13 protein-coding genes are annotated in these 15673 nt (G+C 66.0%); 5 read left to right on the plus strand and 8 right to left on the minus strand.

Annotation, left to right across the window (positions count from 1 at the left end; all coding sequences use genetic code 11):
- Positions 1–2: 2 nt before the first annotated feature.
- The 3 genes from ACOYYX_RS08185 to ACOYYX_RS08195 all read right to left on the minus strand — a co-directional run bounded on the left by ACOYYX_RS08185 (position 3) and on the right by ACOYYX_RS08195 (position 3132).
- Positions 3–1040: an RluA family pseudouridine synthase gene (locus tag ACOYYX_RS08185; RefSeq protein ID WP_422929439.1), complete on the minus strand. Its 1038-nt coding sequence runs from the start codon at positions 1038–1040 to the stop codon at positions 3–5.
- Positions 1037–2245, minus strand: coding sequence for a tetratricopeptide repeat protein (locus tag ACOYYX_RS08190; RefSeq protein WP_422929440.1), 1209 nt, complete (start codon positions 2243–2245; stop codon positions 1037–1039). Before ACOYYX_RS08190 ends, ACOYYX_RS08185 begins: the two co-directional genes overlap by 4 nt.
- A gap of 239 nt (positions 2246–2484) precedes the next feature.
- Positions 2485–3132, minus strand: coding sequence for a nitroreductase family protein (locus ACOYYX_RS08195; RefSeq protein ID WP_422929441.1), 648 nt, complete (start codon positions 3130–3132; stop codon positions 2485–2487).
- 207 nt (positions 3133–3339) lie between these two features.
- Between ACOYYX_RS08195 and ACOYYX_RS08200 the strand changes: the two genes are divergently transcribed.
- Complete coding sequence (locus tag ACOYYX_RS08200) at positions 3340–3942, plus strand: 3-keto-disaccharide hydrolase (RefSeq protein WP_422929442.1); 603 nt, start codon at positions 3340–3342, stop codon at positions 3940–3942.
- Positions 3943–4083: 141 nt separating this feature from the next.
- Positions 4084–5664 (plus strand): amino acid permease, encoded by a 1581-nt coding sequence (locus tag ACOYYX_RS08205; protein ID WP_422929443.1) that lies wholly within the window; start codon positions 4084–4086, stop codon positions 5662–5664.
- 99 nt (positions 5665–5763) lie between these two features.
- Here ACOYYX_RS08205 and ACOYYX_RS08210 read toward each other — a convergent pair whose 3' ends face one another.
- The 4 genes from ACOYYX_RS08210 to ACOYYX_RS08225 form a co-directional block, all read right to left on the minus strand.
- Complete coding sequence (locus tag ACOYYX_RS08210) at positions 5764–7896, minus strand: carbon starvation protein A (RefSeq protein ID WP_422929444.1); 2133 nt, start codon at positions 7894–7896, stop codon at positions 5764–5766.
- 139 nt (positions 7897–8035) lie between these two features.
- A complete protein-coding gene (locus ACOYYX_RS08215) occupies positions 8036–8389 on the minus strand; it encodes a translation initiation factor (RefSeq protein WP_422929445.1) in 354 nt (117 codons plus the stop codon).
- A gap of 16 nt (positions 8390–8405) precedes the next feature.
- Entirely contained in the window at positions 8406–8903 is a 498-nt protein-coding gene (locus ACOYYX_RS08220) for a DinB family protein (RefSeq protein ID WP_422929446.1), read from the minus strand.
- Positions 8903–9415: a hypothetical protein gene (locus ACOYYX_RS08225; protein ID WP_422929447.1), complete on the minus strand. Its 513-nt coding sequence runs from the start codon at positions 9413–9415 to the stop codon at positions 8903–8905. Before ACOYYX_RS08225 ends, ACOYYX_RS08220 begins: the two co-directional genes overlap by 1 nt.
- Positions 9416–9712: 297 nt before the next feature.
- On the opposite strand from ACOYYX_RS08225, the gene ACOYYX_RS08230 reads away from it, so the two are divergent.
- The 3 genes from ACOYYX_RS08230 (at position 9713) to ACOYYX_RS08240 (ending at position 14313) form a co-directional block, all read left to right on the plus strand.
- Positions 9713–11482, plus strand: coding sequence for an NADPH-dependent assimilatory sulfite reductase hemoprotein subunit (locus ACOYYX_RS08230; protein WP_422929448.1), 1770 nt, complete (start codon positions 9713–9715; stop codon positions 11480–11482).
- A 275-nt stretch (positions 11483–11757) separates the two neighbouring features.
- Positions 11758–11976: a translation initiation factor IF-1 gene (gene infA, locus ACOYYX_RS08235; protein WP_015248164.1), complete on the plus strand. Its 219-nt coding sequence runs from the start codon at positions 11758–11760 to the stop codon at positions 11974–11976.
- A 597-nt stretch (positions 11977–12573) separates the two neighbouring features.
- Positions 12574–14313: an Ig-like domain-containing protein gene (locus ACOYYX_RS08240; protein WP_422929449.1), complete on the plus strand. Its 1740-nt coding sequence runs from the start codon at positions 12574–12576 to the stop codon at positions 14311–14313.
- An 83-nt stretch (positions 14314–14396) separates the two neighbouring features.
- Here the strand turns inward: ACOYYX_RS08240 and ACOYYX_RS08245 are convergent, their stop codons facing one another.
- Positions 14397–15512: an HD domain-containing protein gene (locus tag ACOYYX_RS08245; RefSeq protein WP_422929450.1), complete on the minus strand. Its 1116-nt coding sequence runs from the start codon at positions 15510–15512 to the stop codon at positions 14397–14399.
- Positions 15513–15673: the final 161 nt, after the last annotated feature.

Raw genomic sequence — 15673 nt, forward strand, 5'->3', positions numbered from 1 at the left:
GATCAGCCCTGGCGACGATGGGTGCGCAGGGCCTCCAGGGTCATGGACATGTCCTGGGGCAGGGGGGCCGTCAGGTCGATGTCCTCCTGCGTGAGCGGATGCGGGAACCGGAGGCGATGGGCGTGCAGCGCCTGGCGGGCGATAAGGACCTGCTCCCCGTCGGCAGCCTGGGCCCCTGCGAGGTCCGCCAGGGTGATCCGCTCTCGCCCCGAATAGGCCTTGTCGGCCAGGATCGGGTGGCCGACGTGCGTGAGGTGGACGCGGATCTGGTGGGTCCGCCCGGTCGCCGGCTTGCACCGGACGAAGGCGTAGCCCTGGAAGCGCTCGAGGACCTCATAGAAGGTCGTGGCTTCCTTGCCGCCGTCTTCCGGCAGGCGGATCGCCATCTTCTCGCGGACGGTCGGGTGGAACCCGATGTGTCGCTCGACGTAGTCGCTGTCGCGCGTGGGGACGCCGTAGACGAGCGCGAGGTATTCCTTGTGGATCGTCCGCTGCTCGAAATAGCCCGAGAGCTTGCGATGGGCCAGGTCGTCCTTGGCGACGATCAGGAGCCCGGTCGTGTCGCGGTCGAGCCGGTGGACGATCCCCGGCCGGTTCTCGCCGGCGACGTTCGAAAGCGTGTCGTAGTGGAACTGGAGGGCGTTGACGAGGGTCCCGCTCCAGTTCCCCTTGGCCGGATGGACGACCATGTTCGGCGGCTTGTTGACGACCGTGAGGGCCTCGTCCTCGTAGATCACCTCGAGCGGGATGTCTTCCGGCTTCGGGGCGTCGTCGCCGAGCTCGGGTAGCCAGATGCGGACCTCATCATTGAGCCTGACCCGGTAAGAGGCCTTGGTCGGCTGGCCGTTGATGAGGACCGCCTGGGCGTCGATCAGTTTCTGGATGACGCTGCGGGAATAGTCGGTGTAGCGGCTCGCGAGGTACGCGTCGAGGCGCTTGCCCTCCATCCGAGCCTTGACCTGGAATTCGGATGGAGTGGTGGACAGCTCTGGCGGGGACATATCATCACCGAGCCGGGCATTGAGCCCGGGCTCGCTCAAGGCTTCTCGGCCTTCTCCTTCGCGTCCGGCGCCGGGGCGGGAGCGGGGGAAGGTGCGTCTTTGGGGGCGAACACGTCCGACGGCAGCTCGGGCTTGGCCGCGGGACTCTCTTTGGGCGTCTCGGCGGGAGCCGGGGCCGGGCTCGGCGCGGGGGCCGGCGTCTCGGCCTTCGGAGCGGGCTCGGTCGGAGCCGGCGTGGGAGCGGGCGCCGGGGCTGGCGTCTCAGCCTTGGGCGCGGGCTCAGTCGGAGCCGGGGCCGATGTGGGGGCCGGGGCGGGCATCTCGGCCGCGGGCTTGGCGGCCGGCTCGGCCGGGGCCGGGGCAGGCGTCGAGGCCGGTGGCGGCGGGGGCACGAACGGGTTCACCGGCAGTTCCGCATTGGCCGGCGCCTCGGGCTTGCCGCCGGTGGGCGGGGTCGGCGGCGGCGGGGGGAACATCAACTGCGAGCCGAGCGGGTTCGGGCCGCCGAGCGGGTTTACCCCGTCGAGAGGGCTCGGGCCGCCGAGCGGCAGGTTCAGGTTCCCTTCACCGAGGGGCGGCAGGACGGTCTCGGTCGCCTTGTACGCATAGAGTTCCTTGTAGAAGCTCACGCTGCCGGGCTTGCGGAGCAGCTCGGCCTGGCGGGTCGCCTGCTTCGCCTCATTCGTGCCGGCATACTCCTTGGCGACGAGGTCATACTGGGCGATGGCCTTGTCGATCTCGTTGCGGGCCTCGAGCGTCTGGGCCTTCCCGTACATCGCGGCGCGGGCCTGGGCCGAATCCTTGGGGGCCTTCTCGATGACCTTCTCGAAGAGGCCGAGGGCCTTCTTCAGGTCAGGCAGGGCGACGTCGCGGTTGGCGGGCAGGTCGCTGAAGCCCTTGTTGTAGAAGTCGGTCGCGGCCTGGAGCAGGGCCCACTGGCCGGCCGGGGTGTTCGGGAATTTCTCGGCGACCTTCTCGCGTTCGGCCCCGGTCTTCGCCGTCTGCAGCTCGACCCAGGCCTCGTCGGTCGTCGTGCTGCGGACCGAGATCCCGCTCGACAGGAACGTCAGGCCGACCACGAACGCCACGACGACGCCGAGGAAGGCGAAGAAGCGGCCGCGATCCTCGGTGACGTAACGCAGCCAACGCGCGAGCAGGGGCAGGTCGTCCTCGGGGTGGTGGATCACCGTCGGGATCTGGTGGTCGTACTGATGCTTCAGGGTGGCGTGCGTCTCTTCTTTCATCCTCGTTCCAATCCCTTCGTTTCCACCGTCGAGGCGAGGCCGGACCGGGGATGACCTCTAAATAATCAGGCACGAAACCCCATCCCCCACGGCATCTTACATGCCACCGCGGCGAACGGTCAAGCGAAGCCGACGCATCGTGGATTCCAGGTGTCCTTCAAGCGTGATCACCTGCTCAATCCAGGGGGGATTGGGCGGGGCCTTCCTGGGCGTCCTTGCCGCCGGGATGGGTCGGTTCCTCAGAGGTCGCAAGGCTGGCCGAAGTGCTCGCGATAGCAGAGGTCGCGGAGAGCGAGCCGGGGGGGCGGCGGTTCCGCCTCGAGCTCGTAGCCGAGCGCCACGAGGGCGCAAGGCGTGTGGTCGTCGGGGATTCCGAACGCCTTCGAGACCTTGGCCGGGTCGAATTCCTCGACCGGGGCCGAGGCCACCCCCAGCGATTCGGCGGCGATCAGCAGCGCCGACCCGGCGCGATGGGCGGCGAGTCCCGACCAGGCCTTGAGGTCGTCGACCCGCTCCATCTTCCGCCGGGTCATGATCCGGATGCGGGCGGCCTCGTCGGGGGTGATCTGCCCGAGCCCGAGCCGCTCGGCGAGGAAACGTTCGAGGTAGGTCTCGTGGGGGTAGAGGTATCCCAGGACGATCACAACGACCGGGGCGTCGACGATCTCGCGGCGGTCGAAGACGCAGGTCCGCAGCCGCCTCCGGTTCCGCTCGTCCCCCACGATGAGGAAGCGGGCGGGCTGGAGGTCGTTCCAGGACGGGGCCAGGGCCGCCAGGGAGAGGATCCGGGCGAGCAGGGGGTCGGGCAGGGGGCGGGCCGGGTCGAACCGGCGGCGTGATCGGAGCCCCGGCATGGTTTGATCGAGCGGAGAGGTCTGCGCCGGCATCGATGCGACTCGCGTCGAGAGGGAGGTTGTTCGCGAAAACTTGGGGTGCATCTCACCACTAACCCCTAGCCACTCGCCACGTTTCGAGTTTACATTCGCGATGCCAGGGGAGCGCACTCACATACTTCGAGTTCGATCGGCCGAGGGGCCGCGTCCTGGAATGCGTTCCGTCCAAGGTTCCACCAGCTACGTTGAGGATTTCACTCCATGAAGCGACTGATTCCAATCGCCTGCGGATTGGCCCTGGGGGTCATCTCGGTCGGCCTCGTCCGCGCCGAGGAGAAGTCGGAAGGCAAGTGGGTCTCGCTGTTCGACGGCAAGACGCTCGGCGGCTGGACGACCGCCGACGGCACGACCGGCCAGTGGAAGGTCGTCGACGGCGCCCTGCACGGCTCGGGCCCGGCCTCGCACCTGTTCAGCCCCCGCGGCGACTACAAGAATTTCCGCTACCGCTGCGAAGTCAAGATCGCCGATAAGGCGAACTCGGGCATGTACTTCCGCACGAAGAAGGAGCCCGGCTTCCCCCACGGGTACGAGGCGCAGGTCAACAGCTCGCACACCGACCCGCTCCGCACCGGCACGCTCTACAGCTTCGTCGCCGTCAAGGAGCAGCTCGTCCCCCCCGATACCTGGTTCACCCAGGAGATCGAGGCGGTCGGCAACCACATCACGATCAAGGTCAACGGCAAGAAGGTCGTCGACTTCGTCGACGAGAAGAACACGTACACCAAGGGCCACTTCGCCTTCCAGCAGCACGACCCGGGCAGCCAGGTCGACATCCGCAAGGTCGAAGTGCAGGAACTGCCCTGATTCGAGATCGCGAAGCCCACTTCGCGATGATCATGCCGGCTGGCGCCTGGCCCCGATCGGGCCGGCGCCCGGCCGCTTTGCGATTTTCCGATCCGATGCCAAGGCCAGGGTTACGCGACGCGAATCTCACGAGAGGCAATGATGTCGAATCTGTTTGCGAGGAAGTCGATCGCGGCCCTCAAGGCCGAGGCGGAAGCGAGCGATGAGGGGGGGCCGAAGCGAGCCCTGACGTCGTTCGACCTGACCATGCTTGGCATCGGCGCAATCATCGGTGCGGGTATCTTCGTGCTGACGGGGCACGCCGCGGCGTCGAATGCGGGCCCGGCCATCGCCCTCTCGTTCGTCCTGGGCGGCATCGCCTGCGCCTTCGCGGGCCTCTGCTACGCCGAGATGGCCTCGACCGTCCCCATCGCCGGCTCCGCCTACACGTATGCCTATGCGACCATGGGCGAATTCGTGGCCTGGCTGATCGGCTGGGACCTCATCCTGGAATACTCGCTGGGCGCGACGACCGTGGCCATCGGCTGGTCCGGCTACGTCGTCAGCTTCCTGCACACCTTCGGCATCGAGATCCCGCCCCACTTCGCCAATGCGCCGGGGACCGAGATGATCAACGTGCCGCAGGCGATCGCCGACAAGCTCCACCTGGCCTCCGGCTGGACGGCCCTCTCGGGCGTCAAGGAGCTGTTCGAGAAGCATTCGGTGGAATGGCAGGGATTCGCCCACTCCCAGGCCTACGTCAACTTGCCCGCGATGCTCATCGTCGCCTTGGTCACGGCCCTGCTGGTCGTGGGGATCAAGGAGTCGGCCCGCGTCAACAACGCGATCGTCGTCATCAAGGTCGTGATCGTCCTCCTGTTCATCGCCGCGGGGATCGGCTACGTCTCCACCGCCAACTGGGGCGGCTCGTTCATCCCGCCGAACGCGGGCGAGTTCGGGAAGTATGGGTATAGCGGCATCCTCCGAGGTGCGGGAGTCGTCTTCTTCGCCTTCATCGGGTTCGACGCGGTCTCGACGACGGCCCAGGAAGCGAAGAACCCCCAGCGCGACATGCCCATCGGCATCCTCGGGTCGCTGGTCATCTGCACGATCCTCTACATCCTGGTCGCCTTCGTGCTGACCGGGGTCGTGAACTACAAGCAGCTCGACGTCCCCGACCCCATCGCCGTCGGCATCGACGCCATCGGCCTGAAGTGGCTGGCCCCCATCATCAAGCTCGGCGCGATCGCGGGCCTCAGCTCGGTCGTACTGGTCATGCTCCTGAGCCAGCCCCGCATCTTCTATACTATGTCTCGCGACGGCCTGCTGCCCCCCATCGTCTCGAAGATCCACCCCAAGTTCGGCACCCCTTACATCACGACGATCATCACCGGGTTTGTCGTCATGATCTCCGCAGCCCTCCTGCCGATCAGCATCGTCGGCGAGTTGGTCTCGATCGGGACGCTGTTCGCCTTCGCCGTCGTCTGCATCGGCGTGCTGGTCCTCCGGATCACGCAGCCGGACGTCGCTCGTCCGTTCAAGACGCCGGCCGTGTGGGTCACCGCCCCGCTCGGGGCCATCTTCTCCTTCTTCCTGATGTCGGGCCTGCCACTCGATACCTGGGTCCGGCTCGTCGTCTGGATGGCCATCGGGCTCGTGATCTACTTCGTTTATGGCGCCCGCCACAGCGTCATCGGGCACAAGAAGCCCGAGGCAAGCCTGGTGGCCGACGAGATCGCCTGACGCCTCGGCTCGAGAGCTTGATGGTTCGAATGCGAAAACGACTCGCCCGGATACACATCCGGGCGAGTCGTTTTTCGTTGGCGGCTCGATCGTCCAAGCTCAGGAGGCGACCGGCTCGGTGGTCGGTTTGCGGGTCGAGGCCTGGATCCATTTGACCACCGCGGCGGTCAGGATCACGGCGACGCAGGTCAGGAGCATGACGGTCAGGCCGATGTTGAGCCAGCCTTGCAGGGCGGTCTCGCTCGACTTGACCATCTTCATGAACTTGCCGGTGATCTCGTAATAGCCGGCCGTCGTCGTCGTCGTGGCGACGAAGAGCATCGGCAATAGCGTGAACGGGGCGTAGCGACCCCGGCCCGAGTTGATCAGGGCCGTGGTGACGACGCAGAGGGCGATCACCGCGAGCAACTGGTTGGCCATGCCGAACATCGGCCAGATCGTCGCGACCGTTCCCGACCAGATGAAGTAGCCCCACCCTAAGACGACGAGGGCCGTCGCAAACATCGAGGCCGGCAATGAGTCGAGATTGCCCAGGGGCTTCCAGATCTTGCCGAGGAACTCTTGCACCAGGAACCGGCCGATGCGCGTCCCCGTGTCGATCGTGGTGAGGATGAACAGGGCCTCGAACATGATCGCGAAGTGATACCAGTACTTGATCAACCAATCGACGTTGGGGATCGCCTTGGAGAAGATCCGGGCCATGCCGACGGCCAACGTCACCGCGCCTCCGCTCCGCCCGTGCAGCGATTCCTGCACGTTCCTCTCCATGACGACCAGCTCGCTCTCCTCGCCGGCATGCCCGTCGTGGTCGGCCGCCATCGCCTTGAGCGCCTGCGTATATTGCGGGCGTTTGGCGAGGTCGATGTTGATGTCGTAATACATCGAATTGGGGAGCGCTGCCGCGGCGATCAGGGCGACGACGCCGACGAGGCCTTCCATCAGCATCGCGCCGTAGCCGATCATCCGGATCTGCCCTTCCTTGTCGACCATCTTGGGCGTCGTGCCCGACGAGACCAGGGCGTGGAAGCCCGAGATCGCGCCGCACATGATGCAGATGAAGACGTAAGGGAAGATCGGCCCGTCGAAATAAGGCCCGCCGCCGCTCTGGAACTGGTGGTTGATCGCGGGGGCTTCGAGGGCCGGGTTCGCCACGATCACGCCGAGGACCAGCACCGCGATCGTGCCGATCTTGAGGAAGCTCGAGATGTAGTCGCGCGGGCAGAGCAGGAGCCAGACGGGCAGGACCGAGGCGATGAAGCCGTAGGCCGCGATCACGCCGATCGTCCAGTCCCGGCTCAGCGAGAAATACTTCTCCAGCGGCGAGTGGGGGATCGAGGCCCCCGCGACGGTCGCCGCCAGCACCGCGATCGCCCCGATGATCGACGCCTCGACCACCTTCCCCTTGCGGAACCGGTACATGTACCAGCCCACGAACAGCGCGATGGGCACCGTGCAGGCGATGGTGAACATCCCCCATGAGCTGCCCGGGACGATCCGCGTCGCCCCCTTGGGCAGGACGAAGCCGGGCTTGTCGCCGTTCCCCTTGATGGCCGTGCCCGAGGGGACGGAGAGGCGGAACGACTCGTTGAATTCGAGGGTCTCGTCCTTCCCCTCGCCGAACTGGTACTTCGAGCCTTCGGGCACCGGATAGACCGTGGGAGCCCCCGGTCGGATGATCTTCTCGAGCGGGGCCCCCTCAGGATAGATCAGAACCGAGTTCGGCTTCATTGCGACCTGCTCGCCGCCGAGGGCCTTCACCACGACGATCCCCAGGCCCGCCAGGGCGATGATGATGATGTAGAGGATCGCGATCGTCGTCGCGATCCCCGCGATCGAGCCGAGTTCCTGCCTGGCGATGCCGGCGAGGCTCTGGCCCCCCCGTCGCACCGAGGCCGCCAGCACCATCATGTCCTGCACCGCGCCGGCGAGGCAGACGCCGACCACCAGCCAGATCAGGCCGGGGAGATAGCCGAACTGGATCGCCAGCACCGGGCCGATCAGCGGGCCCGCGCCCGAGATCGCGGCGAAGTGGTGCCCGAAGAGGACCCAGCGATTCGTCGGGTGGAAGTTCTGGCCGTCGTAGTTCGTGTGGGCGGGGGTCGGCCTCGAGTCGTCGAGCGCCGCGACCTTCGCGGCCAGGAAGGCGCTATAGTAGCGATAGGCGATGGCCAGTATGGCCAAGACGCCTAGCATCACGGGCATGGCTGTGACGTGATTGACTGCGGCGAGCATTGCAAATCTCGTGGATGGTATCGGTGATGAGGCCCGGACGACGCACGCCTCGCGGTCCTTCGGATCCGGACCAGTCTCGCGGGGGCCGTCGAGGGCGTCAAGAACGCCGGCCGGCCCCCTGATTCCTCTATTTCGAACATCAGCCCCGGCGCGTCTTGTAGCCGATGGCCTGCAAGGCCGACTCCGCCGTCGCCAGGTGATCCCCCTGAAGCTCGATCTGGCCGTCCTTGAGCGTCCCGCCGGTGCCGCACTTCGTCTTGAGCTTCGCGGCGAGGGCGTCGAGGTCATTGCCCTCGGGGGCGAGGTTCGCGACGACGGTCACGACCTTGCCCTTCGGCCGCTTCTCGACCTTGAGCCTGGCCGTCTGCTTCTCGGGGGGGATGCGTACGGGCTCGACCACCGGGGGAGGGCACTTGCACTCGGATTCGAGCAGGCCGCAACAATCGCAGGTGGGGGGACGGTCCCAGGGGGTTCCCGCAAAGAGGCGTTGCACGTTCGGTCCTCGGGGATCAGTCGGTGGAGTATCGGGGAAGTTGGGCGATGCCCAGGTTGGCCCGCTTGGCATACAGGAACCGGAGGTGATGGTCGACGTGGCCGACCATCTTGGCCACGACCTCGGCCAGGGTCAGGCGACTCCCCTCGCTGTGCTGGCCGGAGCGGGCGAAGTCCTCCTCCTTGCACTTCCTCAGGAGCCGGCTCATCCAGCGGTGGTTGGCGACGAACAGGTTGACCGCCTCCTCGACGGGCATCGACTTCGAGTCGAGCCGGCGGATCCAGGCGTTCTCGTCGAAGGCCTGGAGAACCGGGTTCTCCTCGGCGATCAGGCGCTTGGCCCGGTCGGAGAGGACGAGCTCGGTGTCGAGCATATGGGCCACGAGCTCGGCGATCGACCAGGCGCCGGGGCCGGGGGTCGCCTGTGCCTGCTCGGGCGTGAGGCCGTGGGTGGCATAGACCAGGATCGGCCCGACCTCATCGAAGCGGTCGAGCACCTTGGAGATAGCGAGCATCAAACTTCGTCCTCGACGCTATTGGGTTCGTCGGTCCTATGCCAGATGGCCAGTTGAGGGTTCCCGTATTCGAGGAACCAGATCTCCTCCTCGACGCCGATCTCGGCGGCGAACCGATGCGCCACGAGGTGGTTCACGACCTCCAGCGAGGCGGTCCAGGAGTCGGTCTTGGGGTCGGAGTCGTTCCCAGGGTTGTGGAAGATGAACCGGATCACCAGCACCCGCTCGTCGATCGGCCCGTTCGGCGAGAGGTAGCGCCCATCCATCTCGTAGATGGAGTAGCCCCTGGAGGCCCGGCAGAGGTTCTTGACCCAAGAATCCTCGTCGAACGCCTCATTACGCCTGCGGTTTTTCGCGATCGAATCCTTCACGAACGGGACCGAGCGGATCGCGGACTCGTCGAAGAGGCCCTCGAGGACCTCCTGGATCTTGCCGAAGTAACCCAGCTTCTTGGGCAGGATCACCTCGTACATGCGAGCCGGCTTCGGCCCTTCCAGCGCGTATTTGGACATATTCTAAAGCCCTGTCCAGCCGCCCCGGGCGGATCCGCCTCGAGCCCTTCGGTCGTAACCCCAACCCTAGATTAACGGATTCGCCCGGAAATGTCCCCACACTCAGGCCTGGCGGCGACCCGCCTGGCCTGGCGGCTCCAAGTCCTTGGCATGCGGGGATGGTATCGTACGTTCACCGAAAGTTGATTCCAGGGCCAAGTGCGGTTAGTATGGCATTTTTGACGATCTTCATGAGGTTACCGACCATTCGCCAGACAACGTCGTCTGGCGGCGGCGACGGCCTGGAGGTGGGGCGCGATGGATTCGAGTGGGAGCAGCGGGCCTAAGCCGAGCAAGGTCGAGGCGATCAAGATTGCCAGCCAGTATCTCCACACGTTCATCGCCAACGAGGCGAGGAACGGCGAGACCCACTTCACCGAAGACGCGGCCACCGTGCTCAAATTTCACGGCTCGTACCAGCAGGACGACCGCGACGTCCGCACGCAGATGAAGCGAGAGAACAAGGAGAAGGCGTACCAGTTCATGGTCCGCGTGCGCATGCCGGGCGGCAAGCTCACCTCCGACCAGTACCTCGCCATCGACAAGCTCGCGTTCGAGCTGGGCAACAAGACCCTCCGGATCACGACCCGGCAGGAATTCCAGCTCTACGGCATCCTCAAGCTGGACCTGCCGACCACCATGCGGCGGATCAACGAGACGTTGCTCTCGACCCTGGCCGCCTGCGGCGACGTCGAGCGTAACGTCCTGAGCTGCCCCGCGCCGATCCGGGACACGATCCGCGACGCCCTCCAGGAAGACGCCGACCGCTGGGCCTCCCACGCCGCCCCCAGGGCCTCGAGCTACTGGGATATCTGGCTCGACGGCGAGAAGATCGAGAACACGCTGCTGCCCCCGGCCGGCCCCATCGAGGTCCCCACGCCCGGCGACGACCCCGTCGAGCCGATCTACGGCAAGGCCTACCTCCCGCGCAAGTTCAAGACGGCCTTCGCCATCCCCGAGGACAACTGCACCGACATCCACGCCAACGACCTCGGCTACCTCGCCGTCGTCGAGACAGGCAAGCTCGTCGGCTACAACGTCCTGGTCGGCGGCGGCCTCGGCACGACCCCGAGCGCCCAGAAGACCTTCCCGTTCCTCTCGGTGCCCCTCTGCTTCGTGGCCCGCGACGAGATCCTCAAGATCGGCGAGGCCGTGCTGAAGGTCTTCCGCGACTTCGGCAACCGCTCCGACCGCAAGCGGGCCCGGCTCAAGTACATCATCCACGACTGGGGGATGCCCGCCTTCCGGGCCAAGATCGAGGAATACCTCGGCCACCCGCTCCAGGATCCCAAGCCCGTCTTCGTCACCGACGTCGACGACCACCTCGGCTGGCACGCCCAGGGAGACGGCAAGCTCTTCCTCGGCATCCCCGTCGAGAATGGCCGGATCAAGGATTACGGCACCTTCCGCCTGGCGAGCTGCCTCCGCGACCTGTTCACCAAGTACGAGATGGCCGCCCGGCTGACCTGCCAGCAGTCGATCCTGCTGACCAATCTCGACCCGACCTGGCGCCCCGAGATCGAGGCGGCCTTGCAGGAATACGGCATCGCGACCGTCGAGCAGGTCTCGACCGTCCGCCGATGGTCGATGGCCTGCCCGGCCCTTCCGACCTGCGGCCTCGCCGTGACCGAGTCGGAACGGGCCCTGCCGACCATCCTCGACCAGCTCGAGGGCGAGCTCGAGAAGCTCGGCCTGGCCGAGGAACGGTTCACCGTCCGGATGACCGGCTGCCCCAACGGCTGTGCCCGGCCCTACAACTCGGACATCGGCCTGGTCGGCCGCTCGGCGTCGAAGAACCCCGACGGCAGCCCCGGCCCCGGAACGTACACCATCTTCCTCGGCGGGCGGACCACCGGCGACCGACTCAACGTCGAGTTCAAGGATTACGTCCCGTTCGAGAAGGTCGTCGAGGAACTCGTGCCCGTCTTCAGCCGTTTCAAGTCCGAGCGGCAGGAGGCCGAGACCTTCGGCGACTTCTGCCACCGCCTCGGCGTCGAGGAACTCGCCGGGGCCTCGACCACGAGCTGAGCCCGCCCTGTCCATCGATGCGATGGATCGGTCGTTCGGGCGATCGATCCATCGAAAAGCGGCGCGTACTCCGTTTTCGACGCTGGTCAAGTGCGTGCCGATCGATTATTCTGGAGCGGTTCCGGAACGGGGATGACGTTGCTTCCTCGCGCTCGTTCAACGAAGCCTACGTCCAGTGCGTGGGCCCCGTTGCCCGAGATGGTATCGCCGCTCCGGAGAATTCGATCCCCCAGTGGCACGACCCCGAGGAGTCTCGGTCGTCTCAGGAGAACCGCGTGGCCAAAGAGGAACCGATCCGCACCGAGGGCCGTATCGTCGAGGCCCTGCCGAATACCCAGTTCATGGTGGAGTTGGAAAGCGGTCACCGCATTCTCGCTCACATCGCCGGCAAGATGCGCAAGAATTTCATCCGAATCGTGCCGGGCGACCGCGTCACGATCGAGATCACGCCGTATGACCTGACCAAGGGGCGAATCATCTACCGCGAGCGTTGATCGATTCCGCCCGCCCCTCGATCGTCCCGACGCGGCGATCGAAGCCCTCCTCCCGACGGCATCCCCCATCATCGGATCGAACCCTCCGTCGATCGGATCCGTCGGCCGGCCCGACCGCAAATGCCGGCGACCGCAGGGATTCCGTCAACCATGAGTCAAGCCTCTCCGGGTGACTTGGACAAGCGAGGCCGCTTGTCCTTGCTTCCCGGTTCTTTCTTTTCGAAGGCTTGGGACGAAGAATGTCGGACCGGGCGGTTCTCCGGGAACGAACGGTCATCCCGGATTTCGCGGATGTCCGGAGGTTTCGAGTAGACTGTCCTTCGCCGCCGAACGATGAAATGGTATAAGGTCGCGCCGGTGCTCCTTCGATACCACATCTCCTCTTGATCGCACCGCGTGCCGTTCCTCGACCACATCCGGGAGGATATTCTCCCGGCGGTAACGAATGGCCAAAGTCCGGCAATATCGCCTCGGCTCGGCCTCGGGAATTGGATTCCCAATGAGGCAGTTCCAGGCGGATTCTCCCCCGTGCTGGCGGGCAGCCGTCGCCCAGGATGAAGACGGCGCAACAAAGACCTATCCAGGAAGGAGGGGGCTTTGGGACCGACCGAACTCCCCTTGCAGCGCAAGAGCTCAGGATCGCGGACCGGACGCCATGCCGGGACAGACGCCGTCGGCGTGAACAACAGCGTGGGCGCCGGTGCTCGAATCGAGCAGGCTCCAACCGGCCACGGAGCCTGGTTCGAAGGCCTCCTCCGCGGGCTCCTCCGCGTTTTCAATCTCGGACACGCATCCACGGTGACGTCGGATCGAGGTGCTGCGCGCAGGAAACGCCTGGCCTCGTCCCGCCTGATGCCCGAATCCCTGGAGTTGCGCCTGGCCCTCTCGGCGACGCCCGCCGTGGTGATGGGGTCGGCGACAACGAAGGATTCCCACGGCGTCACGATCGACTACAACGTAACGACGCCACCCGACGCCCAGCATCCGTTGATGTTCAGCGTATATCGCTCGGCCGACGCGACGCTGAGCGCCGACGATACGCCCGTGGGCTCTGAGACCCTGGTGCTCCCCGGGCAGGGGACGGCAACCCTCGACGACTCGGGCCAGGTGGCCTCGGCGGTCGGACACCATCAGCTCACGATCCCGCTGCCCGACGGCCTGCCGCTCAACCCCGAGCATCCTTATGTCCTGGTGACGGCGAATGCCCCCCAGGCGCTGGAGTCGGGCGACACAAGCGCCACGGCCTCGTTCCGGGTCTACACCATTGGCGTCGTGACGCACGGGGGGATCCAGAACACGTCCTGGAAGAACGGCCCGCCGTGGCAGTTGCAGACGGCCTACTTGATGCAGACCGAGGGCTACGACGAGGTGCTGCCGTTCAACTGGGTCCAGTACAGCAACACCGCCGGCGATGCCGTGAAGCAGGTCCCCCGGTTGTATAGCCAGCTCATGAAGCTGGTCGACCGGTTCCCGTCCGATGCCGTGGTCGACCTGCACCTGATCGGCCACAGCGAGGGGACCATGATCAACAGCCAGCTCCTGCTGAAGCTGGGCAAGGACATGCCTTCGCAGTTGCAGACGGGCTGGATCGAGAACACGCTGCTCGATCCCCACTCGGCGAACACCGGCGGCCCCGGCACGCAATACAGCGTGGCCGGCAACCCGCTCGGCTGGATCGCGAAGGGCCTGCTCGACTCGTACCAGTCGAAGGCCAAGGATCCGCTCGTCGTCGTGCCGGACTTCGTCGACCAGGCGCAGGTCTTCTACCAGCAGACGCCGGCCTCGAAGGACCATGGCACGAATGGTCACATCTATAACCTCTGGGGCCAGGTGCCGGTCAAGGGGAAGGCCGACTACTTCAACCTGACGGCGGCCGGCGCCACGCATAGCGGCAAGACCGGCGTCTCCGTCTGGTACATGAAGAACGTCGCCCCCTATCTCGGCGACGGAGCCCCCGAGGTCCTCAAGGATGCGCTCCGCGGCCAGATCGACGCCAGCAGCGGCACCCCGCTGGACGGCGGCGGGTCGTACACGAACACGAGCACGCCGACCTTCAGCGGGACCTCGAGCCCCGGCTCGACCGTCTACTTCTTCGTCGCTCCGGCGAACAAGCCGACCGACCTTGTCCCCGCCGGCAAGGCCCTGACCGACGCCGACGGCCACTGGTCGATCACGACCCGGAACCTCCGCGACGCCAACTATCGGACCCTCGCGCTGGCCGCCTTGCCGCGCGTAGCTCACCCGCACTTCGTCCACCCTCGCCTGGCCGTCGTCCCAACCACGCCGATGGGCAAGCTCATCGTCGACGCGAACGCCCCTCGCGTTCGTCGCCGTTGAGCGTCGATTCGACCGACCGCGACGAATCCGCATGAAACGAGGCCCTGGCGAGGAACGTCCTCCTCCCCGGGGCCTCTTGACGATCAGGGGTTCAAATCCTCGTCCTCGGCGAGTTCGCGGATGTAGGCGAGGGCCTCGGCCATCTCGCAGACGATCGCGCCGGGTTGCCTGCCCCCAACGTCGCACTGGCGGAGGAGCATCAGGTCCTCGAAGTGCTCCGACTCCTGGAGCCGCATCCGCTTGCGACCGCCGAGCGTCCCCTGGCGATAGGCGTGGGCGTCCATGTGGAAGGCGATGAGGGTCTCCGTCCGCTCGGTGATCGTCCCCTCGAGCGCCTGGAGCCCGGCGAGGACATGGTCGGAGGGATCGATCGCCTTGCCGACGTCGTGGAGCAGGGCGGCGAGGAGGAATTCCTCGTCGTAGGCCCGCTCCTCGCGCGCCAGCTCGAAGACCTGGAGGCTGTGGTAAAGCGCGTCCCCCTCGGGGTGATACTTGGGGCTCTGCTTCACCCCTTCGAGGGGGAGGAGCAGGAGCCGGTAGACCTCGAAACGGTCGATGTGGTCCTCGACGCGCTCGACCTCCCGGTCGAGGTCGATGTCCGGATCCTCGGCCTTGAGGAAGGCCTCGAGCTCGGCGATCGAGGCCCGCTCAATCGCCTGGCCGGTAATAGAGCTCTTGAAGACGTAGTGCGCCTTGTCTTCCGGGTAGAGGGTCAGCTCGTAAGGGTAGCGATCGTCGATATGAATGTGCGTGAAGAGTCGTTCTTCCGAATGCTTGACGATCCGTTTGCGCTCGACCTCGTAGGGCAGGGCCAGCTCGTCGAGCGTGTTGGTGACGAGCGAGAGGCTGTCGCAGAAGAGGTGGATGTCGATGTCGGACCCCTGGCGGACGTGCCCGGTCCAGACGCTGCCGATGAGCCTCGGGCGGAACCGCGTGAGCTTCCGCATGAGGCGCAGGGCCTCGAGCCGCATGTCGAGCAGGTGGTCGAGCCTCTTTTCCCCCTCCTGCATCCGGGCCATGGCCTGGATCTGGTCGCGGATCTCGCGGTTGGAGGGGAGGTCGGCGGGTCGGTAGCGGTACTCGACGCCAAGCTGTTTCGCAGCCTTCCGCTTGGCGGTGAAGTACTCGGTCTCGAGGCGTTGGTACATCAATTGCGCGGCGATGAAGGCGATCTGCCGCCGGATTCGGACGTCTGGCATGAGGAGATGGTGCGCCGATTTGTGCCCATCGAAGCGGCGCCGGGCATGAAGGAGCGGAGAAGTCCGCATCCTTATCGGAGCATAGCGACGTCGAGTTGAGCCGTCAAAGCGAATTCGCGAGGCTTCGCGCGAGGAGATGCCCCGACTCCTCGGCGTATCGT

Source organism: Singulisphaera chitinilytica, assembly GCF_049331405.1.
Classification (GTDB): Bacteria; Planctomycetota; Planctomycetia; order Isosphaerales; family Isosphaeraceae; genus PoT.

Bases quoted from the DNA above. Each gene is read 5' to 3' on its own strand.
- ACOYYX_RS08190 (WP_422929440.1), bottom strand. From the start codon at position 2,245: ATGAAAGAAGAGACGCACGCCACCCTGAAGCATCAGTACGACCACCAG.
- ACOYYX_RS08200 (WP_422929442.1), top strand. From the start codon at position 3,340: ATGAAGCGACTGATTCCAATCGCCTGCGGATTGGCCCTGGGGGTCATC.
- ACOYYX_RS08245 (WP_422929450.1), bottom strand. From the start codon at position 15,512: ATGCCAGACGTCCGAATCCGGCGGCAGATCGCCTTCATCGCCGCGCAA.
- ACOYYX_RS08195 (WP_422929441.1), bottom strand. From the start codon at position 3,132: ATGCCGGCGCAGACCTCTCCGCTCGATCAAACCATGCCGGGGCTCCGA.
- ACOYYX_RS08220 (WP_422929446.1), bottom strand. From the start codon at position 8,903: ATGCTCGCTATCTCCAAGGTGCTCGACCGCTTCGATGAGGTCGGGCCG.
- ACOYYX_RS08210 (WP_422929444.1), bottom strand. From the start codon at position 7,896: ATGCTCGCCGCAGTCAATCACGTCACAGCCATGCCCGTGATGCTAGGC.
- ACOYYX_RS08225 (WP_422929447.1), bottom strand. From the start codon at position 9,415: ATGTCCAAATACGCGCTGGAAGGGCCGAAGCCGGCTCGCATGTACGAG.
- ACOYYX_RS08205 (WP_422929443.1), top strand. From the start codon at position 4,084: ATGTCGAATCTGTTTGCGAGGAAGTCGATCGCGGCCCTCAAGGCCGAG.
- ACOYYX_RS08230 (WP_422929448.1), top strand. From the start codon at position 9,713: ATGGATTCGAGTGGGAGCAGCGGGCCTAAGCCGAGCAAGGTCGAGGCG.